The following is a 20,661-nucleotide window of genomic DNA, read 5'->3' as shown; positions in this document are numbered from 1 at the left end:
GGAAAAGGACTATACTGTCCCCGCCGCAGGGACGGACATGGATATCGCTAGAATCGCTGTTCACGAGTCAGTTGCGAAGGCCTGTCCGCTGGAGGCGATGGTCGCCGCGCTACAGGGGCTCGGCGTCCCTGTCGAAGTTGTCGGCGACGACGCAACCTTCGATACCAGTGACTGCGTCGTCACGTTCTCTCCGCGGGAGGCGTTTCTGGACGCCGCCTGGGTCCACGGCATCCGTGCGGGCTACGACGAGTTCGACGTGGACGCCTACGAGGCGGCCGGGACGGTACTGACGAACAGCACTGGTATCCACGGCGACACCGTCCCGGAAACCGCCGTCGGCTATCTGACGGCGTTTGCTCGCCGTCTCCACGTCTACCGGGACCGACAGGGCGACAACGACTGGACGCAGGAACCGTACGACGCGCCGTTCACGCTGACTGGCGAGCAGGTATGCGTGGTCGGTCTGGGCACCATCGGCCAGGGAATCGCTGACCGGGCCGACGCACTGGGGATGGAGGTCGTCGGCGTTCGCCGCTCCGGTGACCCCGCCGAGAACGTCGAGCGCGTGTACACACCCGACGAACTGGACGCCGCCGTCGCCGACGCACGCTTCGTCGTGCTGTGTTGTCCGCTCACCGTAGAAACCGAAGGCATGGTCGACGCCGCTTTGCTCGCGCAGATGCGGGCCGACAGCTACCTCGTCAACGTCGCCCGTGGGCCTGTCGTCGTCGAGGACGCGTTGCTGAACGCGCTCGACGACGGGACGATTGCCGGGGCAGCCCTCGACGCCCACTGGGCGGAACCGCTCCCAGGCGACCATCCGCTCTGGAACCACGAGTCAGCCATCGTGACGCCACACGTCGCCGCGTCCACGAGTCGGTATCACGAGGACATCGCAGCACTCGTTGAAGAAAACATCGAACGGGTCACACACGGCGAACCACTGCGGAACCGCGTCGCGTAAGTTCGCTTCCTGCTATTCGAGTACAGCGACCGGCTGCGCCGCTCAGGTGCCTTCGACCAGCCGTTCTAGCTGCTCGGGCGGGACCGCGCCGCGGGCGGCGTGGCCGTCGTACGCGAACGTCGGGACGCCGGTGATGCCCTGGCGCTTGGCCGCCGTGAACTTCTCGCGGACCGCAGACCGGAGGCCGTCGTCCGCGAGCGCCGACCGGATCTCGTCGCCGTCGACGCCCGCGTCCTCGGCTAGGTCGACCAGCAGGTCCTCGTCGCCGATATCCTGCCCGTCCTGCCACAGCGCCTCGAAAACGGCCACGTCGAAGGTCAGCCACGTCTCGTAGTCGTAGTGCTCCTTGACGTAGTAGGAGGCGATCTGGGCGGGCAGCGAATCGATGTCGGTGGCGATATCCAGATCCATCTCGACGCCGTACTTATCCTGGAGCCGACGGACGCCCTGCTTGGCCTGTTCGTAGTAGTCCTCGTCCTTGCCGTCGTCGACGGAGTGATCGATGGAGCCGTCGGGGTTGCGCTTCCCGCTCCGGAGGTCGAAGGGGTGCCAGTCGACCTCCAGTTTCTCCTCGCGCGTCGACTGATACTGCCTGAGCGATTCGCGTCCGAGATAACAGAACGGGCAGACGTAGTCCGAGAAGACCGTGATCCGCTCGCTCGACTGTGTCTCACTCATACGTCCGGGTATGCGTTGCTCGCGGTTAAACGCGGTCACCGTCTGTGTCGACACAGCGCACGACCGACCGGCCCGCTACGCGCCGTCCCCGATGGTCTCCACCCGGGAGACGAGGTCGTCGACGTCCGCTGCGAGCAGCATCACGCGGCCGTCGGTACCCACGCCCTCGCGGCCGACGACGGCGACCGGCGTTCCGTCGCTGGTCCCGAACGCCCGGTCGATGCCCCACTGTGCCGCGGCGTCGTCGGAAACCTCGTCCGGTTGCTCGTCGGGGTCGTACGTAGCGACTGAGCCGTCCAGCGACGCCAGCGCGTCCTCGACGGCGTCGGTCAGCCGGCAGTCGACGGCGAACCGAATCGCCGGGTCGTGCTCCCGGGCGGCCAGGAGGGCGCGAGCCACCGTCGTCGATGCGCCAAAGCGGACGCCGCGGTTCGGCCGGACGCCGTCCATCGTGCGGGCGATGCGGCCCTCGACGGCGGCGACCGCGTCCGGCGTCTCCGCGTAGGGCGTCGCGCCGGCGACGGTCATCCCTCGCTCGGGGACCAGCGTCGACACGTCCGCCTCGACGAGCGCCGACACAGCCCGCTCGACGGCCTCGCTCGTCGGATGGCGTGCGGCGTCGTTGCGCGTCTGGACGAGGTGGTGGACCGCACCCGGGCCTTCACCAACGTCGAGGTTGTACCGGACCGCGCTCGCAAGCAGGTCGATACTGTCTCCGACTGCCGTCGGCAGGTCGTCGCCGTGGGCCAACTGTGTCGCGATAGCCGAGGAGAGCGTACAGCCAGAGCCGTGAGTGGCTTCGGTGTCGATGCGGTCGTGGCGGAACGTCGTTACCCCGTCCTCGGTCACGAGGGTGTCGACGACGTCGTCACCCGGGACGTGGCCCCCTTTCACGAGCGCGCTGTCGGCCCCCATCTCGACGAGGTCGCGGCCCGCTCGTTCCGCGGCCGCGGGGTCGTCGACATCGCGTCCGGTCAGGACGGCGGCCTCGTCGGCGTTCGGTGTGACAAGCGTCGCTTCGGCGATGAGGGTCTCGTAGGCGTCTTCGGCTTCGGCGGCCAGTAGTCGGTCGCCCGACGCTGCCACCATCACCGGGTCGACGACGAGGTTCGGCAGGTCGGCAGCGTGTTCCACGACCAGGTCGATGACGTCGCTCGTCGCGAGCATCCCCGTCTTGACCGCGGCCACGTCGAAATCTCCCGTGACCGCCTCGATCTGGGCCTCGATCTGTTCAATCGGGAGCAGATGCTGGCCCTGTACGCCCGTGGTGTTCTGTGCCGTGATGCTGGTGATCGCGCTGGTCCCGAAGCCGCCACAGGCCTCGATGGTCTTGACGTCGGCCTGGATACCGGCCCCGCCACCGGAGTCGCTGCCGGCGACGGTCAGCACGACTGGCGGTGTCACTGGGGCGTCCGCTCGTGTCATACCTGATGACTTCACCGGCGGCCACATATCGGTGCTGGTCTCTCAGTCGGACGAAACTACGCGGCCAAATCCTAGTATGCTAATATTACTCCATACTACATTTGAGAAACATTTATGTGTCACTGTGTCGGATGTGCCCTTGTACCACAATGGAACCAGCGTCGCGCGATACTACCGACTCCGATGAGCAGTACGGCAGCTTCACAACTGGCGGCGGCGACGTCGTCGTCTACGACACCGAGAACCCGACCGCGTGGCTTCAATCCAGCTATGCGGTACAAGTCGGCTGCTCGTCGGAACGAAAGTCGGCCTGACCTTTCTATCCGACCGATATCATCGCGATACCGACGATAGCCAGCCCCGCAGCGGCCAGGCGTGCTCGGAACTGCGCTTCGTCGAGAACAATCGCGCCCAGAATAACGGCGACGATGGCTTGCCCGTTGACGATGGGTGAGACGATACTCGCCGGGAGCAACTGGAAGGACAGCAACACGATGTGGTTCGCGTAGGCGACGAACATCGCCGCGACGACGAACTTCGGGAGGTCCCCCCGCCATCCCGGCGGGACCTGATACCGGAACGCGAGCGGCGTCATCAAGACGGCGATGCCGACGGCCATCACCGGGATGTAGGTCGTCGGTTCGACGGCCAGTTCCTGCATCAGCACCCGCTTGCTTACATCGACGAGCGCGAACGCCGCAGCCGACAGTAAGGCTAGCTGTGCGGGCCGGGACTTCCGGGCCCGCTTGAGCGGGGCCAGCAACGCTGTGCCCTGCCAGTTCGCGACGTAGACGGCGGCGGTCGCGACGACGACACCGCCGACCTGCAGCGCCGAGAGATGCTGGCCCAGCAGTCCGACTTCCAGCGGTAACACGAACACGGGAACGATTTTGCTGATCGGCGACACGTAGGAGACTTCGCCGACGCGGATCGCTCGAAAGAGGGTGAGCAGTCCAACCGCCGTCACCGCCGTCACGGCGAGAACCGACGAGAGGACGTTGACGCGGTTGCCCGCCGGGAGGAAGGGCTCGTTGCTGACGAAGACGATGGGGAGGTAGACGATGGGGACCAGGCTGTACGTAAGCAACAGGAACACCGGCGACGGATACTCGGTGAACCACCGCTTCATCACGAACAGGTACACCCCGAACACCAGCGCCGACAGAACGGCGTACGCGATTCCGACGTTCACGGTTGACAACGGCTAGCCGACCGCAATAACTGTTCCCTTCGGCCTCGTGTCAGGAACCGCGCTGACGGGCGATCAGGGCCGCAAGCAACACCGCGAGACCGGCCACGAGCGCGGTGAAGCCGTTGCCCTCGCCGGCTGTCGTCTGTGTGTCTGTGAGCCGCTCCGTCGGCGTCGACGTTGGTTCGGCTGTTTCGGTCGAGACGACCACCTCGACCGCCGTCGCGGTCCGTCCGTCACCCGCCGACAGCGAGACTGTTCCGGGTTCGCCGAGGGTGACCGTCCGCACGACTGTCGTCGTCGCCTGTGGCGGTAGATACAGCCGTTGCTCCGCGAACACGGTGCCGTTGCGGCGGAACTCGACCGCGATTGTCCCCGGAATCTCGTTGTCGTTGGCGACAGTGGCGGTCACGTCCACACTGTCCCCCTGCCTGACTTCTTGCGGACTCGCGGTGACGTCAGTGACGCTGGCCGCTGCCGGTTCCGTCACCACGACAGTGACGGTGTCGCCGTCGACACTGATCACGTATCGGCCGGGGTCGGCAAACGTGTGTGTCACTTCGACCTCGGTCCGCTCCCCCGGTTCGATCTGGCCCTGTTTCGCGGCGACGACGGTCTCGTTGACCGCGAGCGTCACGTTGTACGCCCCTGCCTCGCCACCGGCGTTCTCGACGACTGCGTCGACCGCGAGCGTCTCGTTGGTCGCCAGCCGGATCGGCTCGCTCCCGCCGACCGGTGCGTCCGACCGGTAGAGACTGTCTGCGCGGTAGGCGTCCGCGCGGTCGACCGGTGGGAGGCTGTAGCCGATACGGGCGGGGATCGCACCGAACAACCGCCGGTGCGTCGTCTCGTTCCACATCGCCACCGTTGTTGTCGTTTCGGTCTCCGTCGCGGTCGTGTTCCGGACGCTTGCCCCGCCAGCGGCCTCGACCTCGCTGAGGAACTGCGATTGCGTGACCGGGTCGCGGTAGCCGTTTAGCGACTGGAACACAGTCTGGAGTGTCTTGTTGCGGTCAGTAGCCGAGCGGATATGGACGTCTGCCCGCCCGGCTACCAGCGCGCCCTTCCTGTAGTTCGCGTCGTTCGTCCAACTCGACCGGTCCGTCAGCGCCACGTCGCTGTAGACGGGGCGTCCGCCCGCTGCGAGCTGTGCCCGGAACTCGTCGAACCCGATCCGGTCCTGTTCCAGCGTCAGGACAGCGGCGTAGTACGTCGCCCAGCCCTCGACCGTCCACCGCGTCTCCCGCGTCGTCTCGTAGGCCTGCCGGCTGTGGACGTACTCGTGGAGCCAGACGTTGTTGGCGGTATCCAGCGATTGCCGGGACTGGACCCACATATCTGCGTCACCGATCTGATACCCCTCGACGCCCCACTCGACGGCCTCGGACGGCGCGGCGACGACGAACACCTGCTCGTCACGGTCACCGACCCGGAGGGCGTTCGACGCGTTCGCCATCGAGTCGAGGACCGAAATCGGCGAGGCCGTCATCGTCGCCCGCTCCGGTATAGCCAGCGTGAACGTCTGGTTGTGCGCCGTCTCCTCGAAGGTCGCTACCTCGCCGAGGTACACGATCTCCTTGCCCGCCGCACCCGGGCCTGCCGTCCGGAGTGTCCGGTTGTACCTGACGGGGTCCTGGCCAGTGTAGCGCCAGCGCGTCGGCGTCCGTGACCGCGTGAGCAGCGCCCAGTCGCCCGTATCGACGCTGAGATAGCGGCCCTCGGCCCCCTCCGGACCGCTCTTCTCGATGGTCCGGTTCGGGTTGATGCGGTAGCTGACCGTCGCCGTATCCGTCGTTTCTTCCCACTCGTAGACGGACTCGTTGACGCGCTCGAACCCGTCGGTGTCAGTCACCGTCGCTTCCGCTGGGACGTGTGTTTCGAGGTCGACGACCCGGTCCGGAACCTCGTAGGTCAGGGTCACCGCGACTTCGCCCGGCTCCTCCGGTATGCGCGCGTAGGTCTGTGTCTGCTGAATCACGTCGCCGTCGTCGGTCTGTGTCGCACCCGACGTGGCTGTCCCTGTCTCAATGCTGGCCGCCATCGCGACGGCCCCTCCGGCAGTGTTCCCACCCTGTCGCCGCGGCCGTCGACGGTGTGTATCGGCACTTCCGACCCGGGCTAGCGAACCGCTCGCCTCGGCAGTGGCCGCTGTCTCGCCTGTCCCACCACTATCTTGCTCTGACGTCCTATCAGCCTGATACGTACTGTTCTCGCTGGCTCCGCCGACTGCTGTGTCGACGCTGGCCCCGGTCACCGCCCCGTGGTCAGCGCTCGCCGCCACCGGGAGCGACGCGAATCCCCCACCGAGGAGAAGGACCACGAGTCCGACGGCCACCACCCGTCGGGGTACAACGAACATTGCAAACAGTTACCTCCCCGTGGTTGAAATAGTTGACCGCCGATTATGGGTGCTGGTATCATGCAACAAAATCTGTCTCGACCAGTCGCTACCAGAAGCGCCCACGACGGTAAAAAAACAGCCAGACCTGAACCACTCGTGGCCGGCCGCAGCGAACACTCGCGAGCAGACCAGACTGAAAAGCTGGCGAGCAGGTCACAGCAGCGGCTTGCCACGGCGCTCTCACGAGAACCGTTGGCAGTCAGGAGTTCAGGCGACGTTGAAACCTTTGTCGCGGAGGAAATCCTCGACGCGGCCCGTGTGATTGCCCTGGAGCTCTATCTGCCCGTCCTCGACAGTGCCACCGCAGGCGAACTTCGATTTGAGGTCTGAGGACAGCGAGTCCATGTCGACGTCTTTCGGGTCGAATCCCTCGATAATCGTTACCTCCTTCCCGTAACGGCGCTCGTCGATGCGGATGTTAATCTCCTGGGACTCCTTAGCGACGTCCTCACAGACGCAGAGCTCCTCAGGCAGCCCGCACGTCGAGCAGACTTCCGACATTACAATCGCGCCTACGAACACGACCTATTAAACACTGTCGGGGACTACCGGGCGGAGACGATTCTATCAGCGATTTCGACGGCCTCGTCGGCAACCGCTTCATCGACCTCGCCGCCGTACCGGAGTCGTTCCCGTAGCGCCGCCAGCCGACGGACCCGGTCGTCGGCCTCTATCGCGTCGAGATACGCCCGGACTGTCTCACCGCTCTCGCGGTCCCGGTGTTCCGTCGCAAGGACGTACATGGCCCGCTGGAACGCTCGCTCGATGTCGGTCTCGGGGTCCACGCGGCGCTGGTAGCGCAGCCACACTGCCCGGTAGGCTCGCCCGCTGAGGCCGGACCGACGCGCGCCCGCCGCGATACCGAGCAGTGCAACGACGCCGAGCGTCATCTCCTCGCGTGACGGGAGGTCCGGCAGGCTCGGCCCCGCATCGTCGCCCGTGCCCGGCTCCCTTGCAGTGCCGGTTGGCGTGTCGGTTTCTGTGGCCGTTGGTGTCTCAGTCGGCTCGGCCTCGGTTTCGTCGGTCTCGGTCAGCGGGGCGGGTGTCGACGTGTCGGATGGCGTGTACTGTTCGACCGGGTTGTCGTCGCCGACAGTGGGTGACGATTCGTCCGAACTCGCCTCCTCGATACGCTGCTGCCTGACCGCCTCGCGCGGCCCGGACGGCGTCGGGTCGAACTGCACCCAGCCCTGGTCGGGGAAGTACACCTCGACCCAGGCGTGGGAGTTGAGCCCGCGCACAACCCACTGGTTCTCGTCGATTCGCTGGCCGGACGTGTAGCCGACGGTCATGCGCGCTGGAATGCCTTGTGTCCGGAGCATCGTCACCATCGTCGTCGCGAAGTAGACACAGTACCCCTCGTCCATCTCGAAGAGGAAGGCGTCGGCGACGTTGAAGTCGGGTCGGTCGACCTCCAGCGAGTAGCCCTTGCTCTCCTGGAGCCACCGCTCGACGACCAGTGCCGTCTCGTAGGGGTTTTCGGCGTTCGCGGTGAGGATGGACGTCCGTTCGGCGACCCGATCCGGCGTGCTGTCGGGGAGTTGAGTGTACAGCTCCGCGGACGCGTCGTCGTAGTCAGTGCCGGCCCCGCGCAGCCCGTCGGGCGTCGCCACGAGCAGTTCGCTCCTGACCTCGTAGCTGTCGCCCGTCGACAGCGTACCGTTAGGCTGGAACCCGCCCTCGCTGGAGACCAGTACCGACGGCTCCCCCGAGTAACGGACGGGCTTCCAGGCGGCCGGGACGGTCCCGATGGTCGACTCCGCCCGGAACTCCTGTCGAAGTGTCCGGGTCTCTCCCTCAGGAGAGTCGAGGCGCTGGTCGTCGTACGGGATGGGGTTCCCCGTCCGCACCCACCCGTTGCCGGTGTAGCGGTCGTAGGAGGCGACCCGCCAGTAGCGCGGTTCCTCGCTTTCGACCGTGTACCGTATCTCCGGCGTCAACGAGATGCTCCCGAGCACCGAGAGGGACTCCCCGGCGTCGAAGAGGCTCCCTTCGACGGTCTGGCCGTCCGACCCATCATCGTACGACAGCAAACTATCCCGGGTGATCGGGACCTGCGAGAGCGCCGCCGGGACGACGATTATCGCCGCCAGTTGTTCGAGGACGGCTCGCCGCCCGGCGTCGATGCCCTCGCTGTCGTCGTCCGTCTGTCCCGTCTCGCTGCTGCCGGACATCGCATCGGGTCGCTTCGTCAGGTCCGCCGGCTCGTCCGCCGACAGCGTATCGAGCGTCCCGAAGCCGATGGTCGCCGCGATGCCGACCACGCCCAGCAGCGTCGTCACCACGCCGGCGTCGGTCGTCAGGGCGAAGAACGCCAGCGCCGTGCCGGCCGCCACCGTCGCCGTCACGTACCAGCGCCGCAAGGCGAAGTACCAGGTCAGAAACACCGGTGCCGGCGCGAACGACAGCACCCACAGCCTGACCTTGGCAATCTGGAGCAGTGACCGTCCGGTCAGCAGAGCGGCGGTGTCGGCCAACAGCTCCGTCACTGCCGGATTCGTCGAGAGGTTCAGGATGTACGCACCGAGACCGCCGGCGAACAGCACTGCGCCGACAGCGACCGCGAGGGGCGGTCTGAGCACGCGAGCCAGCAGCGTCGCACCGACGAGCGAGAGCGCGGTGAGCGCCAGAAACAGAGTCGGGTCGCCGACTACGTCGCTGAGATAGTACATCGTCCGCAGCGGCGCACCGATGGCCAGCGCCGCCGCAAGCAGCGCCAACGTTCGTGACCCGCTCCACGGGACTCGGCGGCGGATTCGTTCCACGACGACGGCGCTCATCCGTTCACCTCGCCTGCGATGGGGTTGTCCCGACTGGCGGTCACAGCAGCGAAGGACTGGCGGCGGCCGTCGACCGACACCGTGACCCCGTCGCCGTTGGCTGTGACAATCACGTCGGCGTCGTCTGTCCGGCCGGTCTGGCCCGCGTCAGCCCGGGCCAGCAGTTCGAGCAGTCGCGTTCGGTGGGTGTCGCCGTACCCCTGTTCGACCGCGCCGTTCGGGACGGCGAGTTCGACGGCGAGACCACTCTCCAGCGCGGCCATCGTGATCGTCGCCGCCGCGGCGGCCATCTCGTCGGCGTGGCCCCGCTGGGCTTCCGCGGCAACGAGCAGGGTCCGGTCGCTCCGGTTGTCAGTGAACTCCTTGACTAACAGGTCCTCGCGCTTGGCGCTTGACTTCCAGTGGACGTTCCGCAAGGAGTCGCCGCTGACGTACTCTCGCAGTCGGTCAAACGACTGCCGGTCCTCGTTCTCCGGTGTGAACGTCCGCGCGAACGCGTCCGTGCCGCCCAGTCGGTAGACGGGCGGATACACCAGTACGTCGGCCTTGCTCTCGATGGTGTAGCGCTCTCTGATGAGTCCCAGTGCGTCCGTCACCGTCGCTTCGACGGGGCCGACCTGTTGCTCGCCCCGGGCCGTGTAGGTGACTCGGTAGGTCACCGTCGCGGGCAGGGATTTAGTGACTGTCGTCTCCCCCTCTAACCCCTCGGAGAGCCGGTCGGTGACTGTCGCGATGCCGCTGCCGTCGACATGGAACTCGACGGGTTTCGTCTCGCCGGGGAAGCCACGGCGGAGTCGGCTCCGTTCGACGGTCGGCGCGCCGCTCCAGCGAACCTGGACGGCGGCGGCGAACACGCCGACGAACAGCGGGCCGGCGACAGCAGTGAGCCCAGGCTGGCCGAATCTGGCACTGACGAGGAGGGCGGCAACGGCGACGGCGAGGACGGCGAAACCGCGGCGCGTCGGTCTCATTCGACGTAGACGGTATCGAGTGCCTCCGCGACGAGTTCCCGGGCGTTCTGCTCGCTGCTCTCGGTGCGGATGCGATGCGGGAGGACGACCGGCGCTTCCGTCTGGATGTCGTCGGGGATGACGTAACTGCGGCCGTCGAGGACGGCCCGGGCCTGTGCCGCCCGCAGGAGGGAGATGCTCCCCCGCGGGCTGACGCCCAGTTGCGCGTTCTCCCGCGTGTACCGCGCCAGCCGGGTCGCGTACGAGCGAATGGGTTCCTCGACGGTTACGTCCGCCACCGTCTCCCTGGCGGCAGACAGCGCTTCGAGGGTAGCGACCGACGTGAGGTCCTCGATGGGATGGTGGCCCACCACGTCACCCAGCATCTCCGTCTCCGCCGCCTCGTCCGGGTACCCGAGGTGCAGCTTCGTCATGAACCGGTCGAGCTCGGCCATCGGCAGGTCGTAGGCCCGGTTCTGCTCGACCGTGTTCTGCGTGGCGATGACGGTAAACGGCTGTGGCACGGGATGTGTGGTCCCGTCGACGGACACCTGCTGTTCTTCCATCGCCTCAAGCAGCGCCGACTGCGTCTTCGGCGGGGCGCGGTTGATCTCGTCACCGAGGACGACGTTGGCGAAGATGGGGCCGGGCCGGAACTCGAACTCCTGGGTCTTCTGGTTGTAGACGTTGACGCCGGTCACGTCGGTCGGCAGCAGGTCCGGTGTGAACTGGACGCGCTTGAACTCGCCGTCGAAGGAGGCCGCGACGGAGCGGGCCAGCATCGTCTTGCCGACGCCGGGGACGTCCTCAAGTAGAATGTGTCCGCGGCCGAGCACCGCCGTCACGATGTGCTCGATTGCGTCGTGTTGCCCGACGATGACCTGCTCGACGTTTTCGATCACCTGATTGGCGACGCGTGTGGCGTCGCGGAGGGGACTGTCCGACTGTTGACTGCGTGAGGTGTCAGTATCTGTCATAGTCGCGATCTCGTGGGACGACGCCTTGGCACGGGGACTGGTGGGATAGTCTGCCCTGTCGACCAGTAAGTGTCTTGTGTGGGTGCCACATCCTCCGGGCCGGTCAGTTGTAGCCACGCCTACGGCGTGAGCGCATGTAACTCTGTGGATGGGTGAGAGAAACACACATCCGTTTGACGGCCAGTAGCGCCGTTCACCAGGACTTACAGGCCCCACAGACGAGGAGCCCGTCCTGTGTCCACCGGCGCTCGACGACCTCGCCACACTCGTCACACGCCGCTCCCTCGGGCGACCACGCGTACGTCGTCACGGCCGGGTCGACCGCGTCAGTCGAGGCTCCGGAATCGGGGGCTTCGCTCTCCATCCCTACAGTATCGTCTCCCGCAGAAATACCGTCGTCCCCCTCGTCCTCGCTCTCGCTGCTATCGTCGAGAAAGTCCTCCAGCGAGGCGTCTTCGGCCATACACCCTGGTTTTGGTTGCGGTCACAAAATACCCTGTCGGTCGTACCGACGCCGTGCTCTGATGCCTACCTCGTTATTCGGTGGCGACGCCGACGGTCAGCAACGTCCCCAGTTCGCGGTAGCGCTCGACCATCGCCTCGCGGGTCTCGAACTCGTCCGTGGGGAACGCATCTGCCGGCGGAATCTCCACCTCGCGGTCGGGGATCGTGTCCTGCGACGCAACGGCTAGGCCGGCCTCGCGGAAGGCCTCGCGGTACTCCGGGCCGCTCCAGCGGGTCATCTCGATGTCGATGAACTCCTGCCACTCGTGGGAGTGGACGTTCTCCTCGTAGTAGTTCACCGCGATGTGGGCGGTCCCGCCCGGTCGCAGCACTCGCGCGATTTCTTCGAGGGTGTGTGGCGGATCACTGGCGTAGTAGAACGCCTCCATCGAGAACACATGGTCGATGCTGTCGGTCGCAAACGGCAACGCGTCGAAGTCGCCACGCAGGAACCCGATACCGTTGTCGTCCGTGTACTCGCGGGCGTTCCGGAGCATCTCCGGTGACCCGTCGAGCCCGTAGCAGGGGCCGGCGTCGTTGGTGTCACGGAGTGCACGGAGCGCGTAGCCCGAGCCAGTACCGAGGTCGAGTACCGTGTCGCCCGGTTCGACCGGCATCCGGGCGAGGACGTGCTTGGCGGTGTGCCAGTGCCGGTCTTCCATCCCTCTGTCTTTGCCTTCGGCCGCCCACGCGTCGAATTCCTCGCGAACGCTCATACGTCCCTCCAGCAGTTCTGGCCTCAAAATGCCCGCTATTTTGGCCTGCCAGAAAGACGTGTCCACCGATAGCCGTACCCGTCTGGTGATGGACATCTCAGCCCACCTCTGTACACAAAATATCAGATGGGGAATAAGTCAATCGGCGTACTGCGACACAGCATGCGCTCGTACAAGGCTAAATCGGTAACGTCGATACAGCTTCCGCCCCGTGAGCGACGTGAGACCGCGCTCAGCGAAGCCGGACACAACGTCTTCAACCTCGCTGCGGATGATGTCTTTATCGACCTGTTGACTGATTCGGGGACTGGCGCGATGAGCGACGACCAGTGGGCGGACGTGGTCCGCGGGGACGAGGCCTACGCCGGTTCGCGCTCGTTCGAACGCTTCCGTGAGGCGGTCGCTGACGTGATGGGATTCGACCGCGTGGTGCCGACACATCAGGGCCGCGGCGCGGAGAACGTCCTGTTCGGGGCGCTACTGGACGAGGGTGACGTCGTGCTCAACAACACGCATTTTGACACCACCCGCGCACACGTAACGAATCAAGGCGCTACTGCAGTCGACTGCCCGGCAGAGACGGACCTGACCACTGATAGCGTCGGGACGTTTGCCGGCAACTTCGCCACAGAGCGAGGGTGGGACGCTGTCGAGGAGTACGGGCAGGACGCCGTCTCGGCTGTCGTCCTGACGATCACGAACAACTCCGCCGCCGGCCAGCCAGTGTCGATGGCGAACATCCGCGAGACGGCCGCCTTCGCCACGGAAATCGACGCAACGTTCGTCATTGACGCCTGTCGGTTCGCCGAAAACGCACAGTTCATCAAGCAACGGGACCCCGAATACGCCGACACGCCCCTCAGTGAGATCGCTCGCGAGCAGTTACGCCCCGCGGACGCAATCACGATGAGCGGGAAAAAGGATGCCCTCGCAAACATCGGCGGGTTCACGGCCGTCCGCGACACTTCCCTGTTCGAACAGTGCAAACAGCGCGCGATCCTCTACGAAGGGTTCCCGACATACGGCGGTCTCGCAGGTCGTGACCTCGAAGCGATGGCCACCGGTCTGCGGGAAGCGGTCCAACCGCCGTACGTCGCCGAGCGGATCGAACAAGTCGCGACCCTCGGCGACCTCCTGCGTGAGCGCGATATCCCGATCGTCACGCCGACCGGCGGCCACGCCGTCTACATCGATGCGGCCGCCCTGCTCCCGGACATCCCCGCCGACCAGTTCCCCGGGCAGCGGCTCGTCTGCGAACTCTACCGCGAAGGCGGCGTCCGGACAGTCGAACTCGGTTCGTTTGCCTTCCCCGGCACCGACCGCCCAGAACTCGTTCGGCTTGCCCTTCCTCGCCGGACGTACTGGCGAGAACACCTCGAACACATCGCGGAGACCGCTGCTCGCGTTCGCGACTGTCGCGACGAGTACACTGGCCTGAAAATCGTCTGGGAGCCACCGATGGAAGAACTCAGACACTTCTCAGCGGAACTCGAGCCCGTTGCGTAGGGTCGTTCGCCCGTGGCCCCGGACGACAGCGACCCACGAGCAACCACGTTGTGGCCGGGAACGCAAACACAAAGTAGGGCCACGCTAACGTTCAGGTAATGCAAGGACTGCTGTCGGAACTGCTCCAGAGCATCATCGACATGCCCGGCTGGTTCATCGACGTGGCACTGAACGACCCGCTGGCGGCACTCATGCTCGCCGTCGGTGCCGTCATCACGACCGTCTCGGTCGTCTTCTTCGGGTACCTGTCGCTGGGGGCCGTGCTGTCGCTGTTCAGTGGCTCCGGCGGTCGAGGACCGCCCCAAGCAAATCGATAGCCGTCTCGACGTCCGGCCCGAGCGGCGACGCGAACACGATACTGTCGGCATATTCTTCTAATTCTGCCGTGCGCTCGGCCACCGTCTCCGGCGTTCCGGCGATACAGAACGCGTCCAGCATCGCCTCCGTCACACCCTCGAACGCGGCCGGGAACTCGCCGGCCGAAATCGCCGCCCCGATGTCGGCGGCGGCGTCGTGGTCGATGCCGTGGCGGTCGAGCACCGGCGGCGGCGACCCCGCGGCGACGAACGCGACCGGTGGCCGGGCGGCTTCCCGCGCCTCGGCCTCGTCCTCGGCGACCGAGACGCTGGCGTAGGCCGCGAGGTCGAACTCGCCGTACTCCTCGGGCCGTTCGTCGGCCATCTCTTCTACTTGCTCGCGTGCCCACGCGAGGTCTTTCGGGTGCGCGCCGTTGTACAGCGCGCCGTCGGCGTGTTTCGCCGCCATCCGGGTCATGTGTGGCCCCTGTGCACCGACGTACACCGGAATATCGCCGACCTCGTAGTTCAGCCCGGCGTCGACGGCCTCGAACGTCCCGTCGTGGTCGACCCGCTCGCCGTCCCAGAGCTTCCGGGCCGTCGTGAACGTCTCAAGCACGCGACGCAGGGCGTCGTTGTGGTCGAAGCCGAGGTTGCTGAGCGTCGATTTGTCTCCCGGCCCGATACCGAAGACGGCCCGGCCATCGCTCAGTTCCTCCAGCGTCGCCACCCGCGAGGCCAGCGTCACTGGATGCGTCTCGTAGGGGTTGGCGATGCCGGGACCGAGCAGTATCTCTTCGGTCCGTTCGGCCATCGCGGTCAGCGACATGAACTGGTCGCGGTTGTTGTAGTGATGGCTGACGTACACGGCGTCGAGCGCGTTCGATTCGGCCTGTTCGGCAAGCGAGGCGAGCTGTGCGACCGGGTGTTCCGGGGTGAGTTCAATCGCGTACATGAGACCAGTCTCTGAGTGCTTGTCTGACTACGTCCTTCTCCGGGTCGCGGAACAGTTGCTCGCTGCCCGCGTGGTCGCCGAAGTCGAAATCGCGGACGACTGCGACGGGCGTTCCGCCGTCGCCTTCGCCGGTGACGAGGTTGGCCGCGGCGGCGAGTTCGTCGACAACGGCCTGGACGGTGGCTTCGAGTTCGCGGCCGTCGCGGTCGTGTTCGCCCCGCCAGTCCCGAGAGGCAGGGAGCCCGGCCCAGCCCAGTGCGACGCCGCGCTGGCCGAGTCGGAACGGCCGCCCCGACGTGTCGGTGACGATAACGCTGGGTTCGACGCCCGCTTGTTCGCGGATGCCAGCACGGATGGCTTCGGCCTCGGCCGTCGGATTCTCGGGGAGCAAGAGGAGGTCCGCGCCGGGCACGTTCGAGCGGTCGATGCCCGCGTTGACGGTGATATGCCCGAACTCCGTCACGCCGAGGATGAAGGGGGCTTCGACCAGCACCTCAGTACACTCATCGAGAATCGCCTGTGCCATTCGCGGGTCTTTCTCCTCACCGGCGATGTCCTCGATGGTCGCCGCGATGCGCTCGGCACGCGCGCTCGGCTCGTACGACGATAGCGACCGGCCGCGTCCGTTGGCCTTGGAAACGATAGTGCTGGCGACACAGATCACGTCGTCGTCCCGGAGGTCGGCCTGCTCGACGAGCAGCCCTGCCACGTCGTCCCCGGGGCGGACCTCGGGCAACCCTTCGACCGCGAAGACTTCCATACCGTTCCTGCGGTCCCTGCGGGAAAAAGACCCGCGTTCGCTGCAAAGCCGGCCAACAGTGGCAACAGCTGCCGGTACGCGGGAGCGAACCGCGACAGCCGAGGCCTTACAGCTCGTATTGGTGCACGTCGAGCGTGCCGTCCTCGACCGTCGCCGTCAGCATCGTCGGTCGGCTGGCCGGCGATGCGCCCGTGACGCTGCCAGGGTTCAGGAGCCGCACACCCTCGTAGACAGTGTCCGTCAGTTCGTGGGTGTGGCCGGCGACGCCGACGGCACTGCTGTCGGCCTCGTCGCGGACCGCAGCGGCGACACGGTCCGCCCAGCCCCGCGGCGACCCGGTGCCGTGTGTCACGACGAACGTGACGCCGCCGAGTTCGACTGTCGCCCGCTCCGGCAATCCGATCTGTGGGTCGATGTTGCCCGAGACGGCGGTCAGCCCCGTCGCCATGTGGCGGATGTCAGCGAGCGCCCCCTTGCTGTCGAAGTCACCGGCGTGGATGACGTGGTCCGCGACTTCGATGCGCTCCCGGAACGACGGCGGGATTTCGTGTTCCCGGGAGGGAATGTGCGAATCGCTGATGAGAGCGACATCCATACAAATCCATCGCGTCGGCGTTCAAAAAGGGTTTCTGCCACGGAAACGGGTGCCGACCGATCGCTGTGGCGGCGCTACTCTGTGGACGAAAACACGTCCCGCAGTCCGTCCAACTGCTCGACCAGTCGATCAATGCCGCCATTGATTGTTGCGACCCGCTCGTCGATGTTGTCCACCGGAATCGCTCCCTGCGGCGTCGGCTCGATGAGTTCGTCGTCTTCCAGCATCCGCAGCGAGTACCGCACCTTGTGTTTCGGGACCCCTGTCTCCTCGGCGAGCCGAACGATACCGATCGGCCCGTTCTCGATGACGGCTTCGAGGATCGACAGGTCCCGCCCCTCCTTCTCGACCTGATCTTCCAGTCGGTCCATTCCCATAGCAAATCGTATCTGTGCATTTAGGGTCGTGACACATAAACGCCTCAGTTGCGGCACTGCGACGCGGGTTGTCCCTCTGTACCGCTCTCTACCTATGTGAACCATCAGTCGCTACTCGTCCGAGACCGGCGTCCGGCGAAGCTCGTCGAGCTGGTCCCGGAGCTTGCTCAGCTCCGTCTCCAGTTCTTCACGGCGGTCGATGAGCGCGCTCAGCTCCTCCGTGTTGACCGAGTAGTCGTTATCCATCGCCACGTCCAGCGCGTCGGTCGTCGCGCTCGTGAGGTCAGACGCCACCCGCAACACCTCGCTTGGCGTTCCGCGGGACTCGTACAGCTCCTGTTCGCCCGACAGCGGGCTGTATGTCACCATCGGCGACTCGACCCCGCGGTGGTAGCTCACGGCGTAGCTCGTGTCCGTCACCGGATTGAGGCGGTCGTCCGCCCGCTCCGTTCGGACGATGTTGAACGGCTCGGCCAGCGCGGGAAACGTGTCGGCGAGGTCCCGAAGCCGGTCCGCGGCGGTCACGTCCAGTTGTGCCTCCACGTCGCCAAAGAACTGCCGGGAGTTGGTGAGGCTAAACGCTACGGTGTAAAACACTGACTCGTCGCTGTCGGCCAGATTGCGAACGCGGTCGCGGACCTCCTCGTGACGGCCCTCGATAGTGAGCTTCTCCAGTTCCTCAAGCAGCGCCCGGACGCCCTCCTCGCGTTCGAGGAACGCCTCGACGATCGCGCCGGGCATTTCCTCGCCATCCACGTCCTCCATGGCCCCTCTTTTGCGGGGCCTCGTAAACAGTTTGTCGCTGGCAGCCGCTAATCCGCACGGCTTATACTGTCGGCTGTACGTCTGTGAAGAATTTCGCCACCCTGAGGTGACGAATATCTTGAAATAGTTACAGCCGACAGTATTACAACCAACACAAAACATATGCCATCCCGCGTGAAGTGATAGCACGTCCGACCCCGGTGGACGGACACTATGACAGGCCAAGGGGGGCACTTCCCCGGACGTCTGCTATTGTGCCGGGCGTGTAATATCAGTATATGCCGTTTTATCGACCAGTAAGCGGTGTTTACTGCTTGCTGGACAGCCACTGAAACGGGGCCCGGAACGGAGTGAGCGATCACGACGCGATGAAACGCGTCGCTCACCGAGTCAAATTCAGAGAAACGCCCGGAGCGGGATTTGAACCGACGGAAGACGGTCGCCTCACTCCGTTCGGCGCTGCGACTTCCAGGGTTCAAATCCCTGTTGTGCGTTTCATCGCTCACGATGGCGAGTACACGCTAAGCGGTGCTCGTCGGAATCGTTCGAAATAGAAACGCCCGGAGCGGGATTTGAACCCGCGTCACGACCGTGACAGGGTCGTATGATGGGCCACTACACCATCCGGGCAGCCTACGAGCACATACTGCACGGTGCTCGTCAGTTAGGTCGCAATAGGAACGCCCGGAGCGGGATTTGAACCCGCGTCACGACCGTGACAGGGTCGTATGATGGGCCACTACACCATCCGGGCCTTCGTTGCATTTCTTCGTACCTTGGTGTCGGTATTAAGACTTTCCAAAGAAATCCGCCCCGTGATGAGTGCACATGACGGGACCCAAAGTTCTATGTCCGGTCTGCTTCATGTGATTGGTAGGAGCAACCACGCCCGCAGTCCGCGAGGGTGGGCGGGTCCGATAGCCACGGCAGAGCGACTTGGTAAGTGTTATATGCACCCCGACAGTACGGCCCTGTAGTATCTCGTGACAGCCACCTTCTCCAGCAGCAGGCCAAACGCACACGCACACACATGGTAGATGTAAGTCAACACGACCTCGTCCCAGACCACAGTGTCGTCGACGAGGACGACCTCGAAGCAGTACTCACGGAGTATGAAATCAAGAAGACGGACCTTCCGAAGATCAAGCGCACCGACAAGGCGCTGCCCGATGACGCCGAAGTCGGTGACGTGGTTCGGATCGTCCGCGACTCCAGAACGACGGATGAAGCCGTCGTGTATCGACTGGTGGTAGAATAATGAACACACAAGATCGCCGCGCTATATCGCGTGAATATTTCGCCAAGGAACGACTCGCCGAACACCACTTCCGCTCGTTCAACGCCTTCCTCGACCGAGGGATGCAGCAGGTCGTCGACGAGAAAGAGACCATCGAGACCGACATCGGTGACAAGGAAGGGCAGGAACCGGTGTGGGTCGAACTGGGCGACGTCCGCGTCGTCACCCCACGGGTTCGCGAGGCCGACGGCAGCGAGGAACTGCTGTACCCGCAGGAGGCCCGCCTCCGCAACATCACCTACTCCGCGCCGGTGTTCATGGAGATGGCCATCGTCCGCGGTGGCGAGGAGGAACCGGAGGAAGTCGTCGACCGGACCGAGACCAAAATCGGGCGGATGCCCATCATGGTCGGGTCGAACAAGTGCAACATCGCGGGCTTCACCGACGAGGAGCTCATCGACATCGGCGAGGACCCTGCAGACCCCGGTGGCTACTTCTGTGTCAACGGCTCCGAGCGGGTGCTGATGACCAGTGAGGACCTCGCCCCGAACAAGATTCTGGCCGAGTACGACACCAAGTACGGCGACGAGGTGCAGGTCGCCAAGACGTTCTCCCAGCGCCGTGGCTACCGCGCGCTGGTGCTGTGTGAACGGACCCGGGACGGGCTGCTGGAAGTCTCGTTCCCGTCCGTTTCGGGCAGTATCGACTTCGTCACGCTGGTCCGCGCGCTGGGGCTGGAGTCGGACGAGGAGATCGTCCACCGCGTCAGCGAGGACCCGGAAATCGTGAAGTTCATGCTGGAGAACTTGGAGGAGGCCGAGGTCCAGACGACCGAGGAAGCCATCGAGACGCTGGGCAAGCGTGTCGCCTCCGGGCAGGGCAAGAACTACCAGCTCAAGCGGGCCAACTACGTCATCGACCGCTATCTCCTCCCGCACCTGCACGAGGAAGGCGTCGAGGAAGAGGAAGTCCGTATCAACAAGGCCTTCTACCTCTGCCGGATGGCCGAGGCGTGTTTCGAACTGGCACTGGGCCGTCGCGAATCCGACGACAAGGACCACTACGCCAACAAGCGGCTGAAGGTCAGCGGCGACCTGATGACCGACCTGTTCCGGACGGCGCTGAACAAGCTCGCCCGGGACGTGAAGTACCAGCTCGAACGGGCCAACATGCGGAACCGCCAGCTGTCGGTGTCGACAGTCGTTCGCTCGGACGTGCTGACCGAGCGGCTCGAACACCCGATTGCGACGGGGAACTGGGTCGGCGGCCGCTCCGGCGTGAGCCAGCTGGTCGACCGGACCGACTTCATGGGGGTGCTGTCACACCTCCGGCGACTGCGCTCGCCGCTCAGTCGTTCCCAGCCGCACTTCGAAGCGCGGGACCTGCACGCGACCCAGTGGGGTCGTATCTGTCCCTCCGAGACGCCTGAAGGCCCCAACTGTGGGCTGGTGAAGAACTTCGCCCAGGCGATGGAGCTGTCACAGGACGTGTCGGACCCGCAGGGTCTCAAACAGGAACTCGCAGAGATGGGGGTCCAGGGCATCCCCGGTATCGAGTCGATAGAACAGCAGCCCGCGGACGATTAA

Annotated in this window: 21 protein-coding genes and 2 tRNA genes; 6 read left to right on the top strand and 17 right to left on the bottom strand. The window is 65.3% G+C overall.

What is annotated here, in order from left to right; all coding sequences use genetic code 11:
- Nucleotides 1–37 precede the first annotated feature (37 nt).
- On the top strand, nucleotides 38–964 hold the full coding sequence (ddh, locus tag SG26_RS06785) for a D-2-hydroxyacid dehydrogenase (protein ID WP_050037172.1): 927 nt from the start codon (nucleotides 38–40) through the stop codon (nucleotides 962–964).
- 42 nt (nucleotides 965–1,006) lie between these two features.
- Here the strand turns inward: ddh and SG26_RS06780 are convergent, their stop codons facing one another.
- Nucleotides 1,007–1,642, bottom strand: coding sequence for a DsbA family protein (locus SG26_RS06780; RefSeq protein WP_050037171.1), 636 nt, complete (start codon nucleotides 1,640–1,642; stop codon nucleotides 1,007–1,009).
- Nucleotides 1,643–1,717: 75 nt separating this feature from the next.
- Nucleotides 1,718–3,094: a bifunctional hydroxymethylpyrimidine kinase/phosphomethylpyrimidine kinase gene (thiD, locus tag SG26_RS06775; RefSeq protein ID WP_079980809.1), complete on the bottom strand. Its 1,377-nt coding sequence runs from the start codon at nucleotides 3,092–3,094 to the stop codon at nucleotides 1,718–1,720.
- A 122-nt stretch (nucleotides 3,095–3,216) separates the two neighbouring features.
- Between thiD and SG26_RS21530 the strand changes: the two genes are divergently transcribed.
- Entirely contained in the window at nucleotides 3,217–3,381 is a 165-nt protein-coding gene (locus tag SG26_RS21530) for a hypothetical protein (RefSeq protein ID WP_004590650.1), read from the top strand.
- A 5-nt stretch (nucleotides 3,382–3,386) separates the two neighbouring features.
- Here SG26_RS21530 and SG26_RS06770 read toward each other — a convergent pair whose 3' ends face one another.
- From SG26_RS06770 to SG26_RS06735, 8 genes are all read right to left on the bottom strand, one after another.
- A complete protein-coding gene (locus SG26_RS06770) occupies nucleotides 3,387–4,268 on the bottom strand; it encodes a DMT family transporter (protein WP_044952050.1) in 882 nt (293 codons plus the stop codon).
- A gap of 40 nt (nucleotides 4,269–4,308) precedes the next feature.
- Nucleotides 4,309–6,615, bottom strand: a complete 2,307-nt coding sequence (locus SG26_RS06765; protein WP_050037169.1) for a CARDB domain-containing protein — start codon at nucleotides 6,613–6,615, stop codon at nucleotides 4,309–4,311.
- A 249-nt stretch (nucleotides 6,616–6,864) separates the two neighbouring features.
- Nucleotides 6,865–7,158: a stress response translation initiation inhibitor YciH gene (gene yciH, locus SG26_RS06760; protein ID WP_004516073.1), complete on the bottom strand. Its 294-nt coding sequence runs from the start codon at nucleotides 7,156–7,158 to the stop codon at nucleotides 6,865–6,867.
- A gap of 44 nt (nucleotides 7,159–7,202) precedes the next feature.
- Nucleotides 7,203–9,437: a DUF3488 and DUF4129 domain-containing transglutaminase family protein gene (locus tag SG26_RS06755; RefSeq protein ID WP_050037168.1), complete on the bottom strand. Its 2,235-nt coding sequence runs from the start codon at nucleotides 9,435–9,437 to the stop codon at nucleotides 7,203–7,205.
- Nucleotides 9,434–10,408, bottom strand: a complete 975-nt coding sequence (locus tag SG26_RS06750) for a DUF58 domain-containing protein (protein WP_050037167.1) — start codon at nucleotides 10,406–10,408, stop codon at nucleotides 9,434–9,436. Before SG26_RS06750 ends, SG26_RS06755 begins: the two co-directional genes overlap by 4 nt.
- A complete protein-coding gene (locus SG26_RS06745; protein ID WP_050037166.1) occupies nucleotides 10,405–11,364 on the bottom strand; it encodes a MoxR family ATPase in 960 nt (319 codons plus the stop codon). Before SG26_RS06745 ends, SG26_RS06750 begins: the two co-directional genes overlap by 4 nt.
- A 193-nt stretch (nucleotides 11,365–11,557) precedes the next feature.
- Nucleotides 11,558–11,827 carry a hypothetical protein gene (locus SG26_RS06740; RefSeq protein WP_050037165.1) on the bottom strand — a complete coding sequence of 90 codons (270 nt, stop codon included), beginning with the start codon at nucleotides 11,825–11,827 and terminating at the stop codon, nucleotides 11,558–11,560.
- Nucleotides 11,828–11,900: 73 nt separating this feature from the next.
- Nucleotides 11,901–12,584, bottom strand: a complete 684-nt coding sequence (locus tag SG26_RS06735) for a class I SAM-dependent methyltransferase (protein WP_014041500.1) — start codon at nucleotides 12,582–12,584, stop codon at nucleotides 11,901–11,903.
- Between the two features lie 162 nt (nucleotides 12,585–12,746).
- On the opposite strand from SG26_RS06735, the gene SG26_RS06730 reads away from it, so the two are divergent.
- Nucleotides 12,747–14,090 carry a tryptophanase gene (locus tag SG26_RS06730; RefSeq protein ID WP_050037164.1) on the top strand — a complete coding sequence of 448 codons (1,344 nt, stop codon included), beginning with the start codon at nucleotides 12,747–12,749 and terminating at the stop codon, nucleotides 14,088–14,090.
- A gap of 98 nt (nucleotides 14,091–14,188) precedes the next feature.
- Nucleotides 14,189–14,407, top strand: coding sequence for a hypothetical protein (locus tag SG26_RS06725; RefSeq protein WP_014041498.1), 219 nt, complete (start codon nucleotides 14,189–14,191; stop codon nucleotides 14,405–14,407).
- On the opposite strand, the gene SG26_RS06720 is transcribed toward SG26_RS06725, so the two are convergent.
- The 7 genes from SG26_RS06720 to SG26_RS06690 all read right to left on the bottom strand — a co-directional run bounded on the left by SG26_RS06720 (nucleotide 14,364) and on the right by SG26_RS06690 (nucleotide 18,592).
- Nucleotides 14,364–15,341: a 5,10-methylenetetrahydromethanopterin reductase gene (locus SG26_RS06720; protein ID WP_050037163.1), complete on the bottom strand. Its 978-nt coding sequence runs from the start codon at nucleotides 15,339–15,341 to the stop codon at nucleotides 14,364–14,366. The genes SG26_RS06725 and SG26_RS06720 overlap by 44 nt on opposite strands.
- Nucleotides 15,328–16,101: a coenzyme F420-0:L-glutamate ligase gene (locus tag SG26_RS06715; RefSeq protein ID WP_014041496.1), complete on the bottom strand. Its 774-nt coding sequence runs from the start codon at nucleotides 16,099–16,101 to the stop codon at nucleotides 15,328–15,330. Before SG26_RS06715 ends, SG26_RS06720 begins: the two co-directional genes overlap by 14 nt.
- Nucleotides 16,102–16,207: 106 nt before the next feature.
- A complete protein-coding gene (locus SG26_RS06710; protein ID WP_014041495.1) occupies nucleotides 16,208–16,696 on the bottom strand; it encodes a metallophosphoesterase family protein in 489 nt (162 codons plus the stop codon).
- A 74-nt stretch (nucleotides 16,697–16,770) separates the two neighbouring features.
- Nucleotides 16,771–17,067, bottom strand: coding sequence for a winged helix-turn-helix transcriptional regulator (locus tag SG26_RS06705; RefSeq protein ID WP_170832126.1), 297 nt, complete (start codon nucleotides 17,065–17,067; stop codon nucleotides 16,771–16,773).
- Between the two features lie 117 nt (nucleotides 17,068–17,184).
- Nucleotides 17,185–17,838, bottom strand: coding sequence for a hypothetical protein (locus SG26_RS06700; protein ID WP_005537126.1), 654 nt, complete (start codon nucleotides 17,836–17,838; stop codon nucleotides 17,185–17,187).
- Between the two features lie 557 nt (nucleotides 17,839–18,395).
- Nucleotides 18,396–18,468, bottom strand: a tRNA-Asp gene (locus tag SG26_RS06695).
- 51 nt (nucleotides 18,469–18,519) lie between these two features.
- A tRNA-Asp gene (locus tag SG26_RS06690) sits at nucleotides 18,520–18,592 on the bottom strand.
- 276 nt (nucleotides 18,593–18,868) lie between these two features.
- Between SG26_RS06690 and SG26_RS06685 the strand changes: the two genes are divergently transcribed.
- Together SG26_RS06685 and SG26_RS06680 are read left to right on the top strand one after the other, a co-directional pair.
- Nucleotides 18,869–19,096: a DNA-directed RNA polymerase subunit H gene (locus tag SG26_RS06685; protein WP_004959115.1), complete on the top strand. Its 228-nt coding sequence runs from the start codon at nucleotides 18,869–18,871 to the stop codon at nucleotides 19,094–19,096.
- Entirely contained in the window at nucleotides 19,096–20,661 is a 1,566-nt protein-coding gene (locus tag SG26_RS06680; protein WP_050037162.1) for a DNA-directed RNA polymerase subunit B'', read from the top strand. The genes SG26_RS06685 and SG26_RS06680 overlap by 1 nt, the downstream gene beginning before the upstream one ends.

Origin of the sequence: Haloarcula sp. CBA1115 (assembly GCF_000827835.1) — an archaeon.
Taxonomy (GTDB): Archaea; Halobacteriota; Halobacteria; order Halobacteriales; family Haloarculaceae; genus Haloarcula; species Haloarcula hispanica.
Note: the sequence above shows the minus strand (reverse complement) of the source record. Positions and strands in the feature narration are given on the sequence as shown.

Bases quoted from the DNA above. Each gene is read 5' to 3' on its own strand.
- SG26_RS06720 (WP_050037163.1), bottom strand. From the start codon at position 15,341: ATGTACGCGATTGAACTCACCCCGGAACACCCGGTCGCACAGCTCGCC.
- SG26_RS06685 (WP_004959115.1), top strand. From the start codon at position 18,869: ATGGTAGATGTAAGTCAACACGACCTCGTCCCAGACCACAGTGTCGTC.
- SG26_RS06725 (WP_014041498.1), top strand. From the start codon at position 14,189: ATGCAAGGACTGCTGTCGGAACTGCTCCAGAGCATCATCGACATGCCC.
- thiD (WP_079980809.1), bottom strand. From the start codon at position 3,094: ATGTGGCCGCCGGTGAAGTCATCAGGTATGACACGAGCGGACGCCCCA.
- SG26_RS06735 (WP_014041500.1), bottom strand. From the start codon at position 12,584: ATGAGCGTTCGCGAGGAATTCGACGCGTGGGCGGCCGAAGGCAAAGAC.
- yciH (WP_004516073.1), bottom strand. From the start codon at position 7,158: ATGTCGGAAGTCTGCTCGACGTGCGGGCTGCCTGAGGAGCTCTGCGTC.
- SG26_RS06745 (WP_050037166.1), bottom strand. From the start codon at position 11,364: ATGACAGATACTGACACCTCACGCAGTCAACAGTCGGACAGTCCCCTC.
- SG26_RS06705 (WP_170832126.1), bottom strand. From the start codon at position 17,067: ATGGACCGACTGGAAGATCAGGTCGAGAAGGAGGGGCGGGACCTGTCG.
- SG26_RS06715 (WP_014041496.1), bottom strand. From the start codon at position 16,101: ATGGAAGTCTTCGCGGTCGAAGGGTTGCCCGAGGTCCGCCCCGGGGAC.
- SG26_RS06780 (WP_050037171.1), bottom strand. From the start codon at position 1,642: ATGAGTGAGACACAGTCGAGCGAGCGGATCACGGTCTTCTCGGACTAC.
- SG26_RS06750 (WP_050037167.1), bottom strand. From the start codon at position 10,408: ATGAGACCGACGCGCCGCGGTTTCGCCGTCCTCGCCGTCGCCGTTGCC.
- ddh (WP_050037172.1), top strand. From the start codon at position 38: ATGGATATCGCTAGAATCGCTGTTCACGAGTCAGTTGCGAAGGCCTGT.
- SG26_RS06700 (WP_005537126.1), bottom strand. From the start codon at position 17,838: ATGGAGGACGTGGATGGCGAGGAAATGCCCGGCGCGATCGTCGAGGCG.
- SG26_RS06680 (WP_050037162.1), top strand. From the start codon at position 19,096: ATGAACACACAAGATCGCCGCGCTATATCGCGTGAATATTTCGCCAAG.
- SG26_RS06755 (WP_050037168.1), bottom strand. From the start codon at position 9,437: ATGAGCGCCGTCGTCGTGGAACGAATCCGCCGCCGAGTCCCGTGGAGC.
- SG26_RS06710 (WP_014041495.1), bottom strand. From the start codon at position 16,696: ATGGATGTCGCTCTCATCAGCGATTCGCACATTCCCTCCCGGGAACAC.
- SG26_RS06765 (WP_050037169.1), bottom strand. From the start codon at position 6,615: ATGTTCGTTGTACCCCGACGGGTGGTGGCCGTCGGACTCGTGGTCCTT.
- SG26_RS06730 (WP_050037164.1), top strand. From the start codon at position 12,747: ATGCGCTCGTACAAGGCTAAATCGGTAACGTCGATACAGCTTCCGCCC.
- SG26_RS06740 (WP_050037165.1), bottom strand. From the start codon at position 11,827: ATGGCCGAAGACGCCTCGCTGGAGGACTTTCTCGACGATAGCAGCGAG.
- SG26_RS21530 (WP_004590650.1), top strand. From the start codon at position 3,217: ATGGAACCAGCGTCGCGCGATACTACCGACTCCGATGAGCAGTACGGC.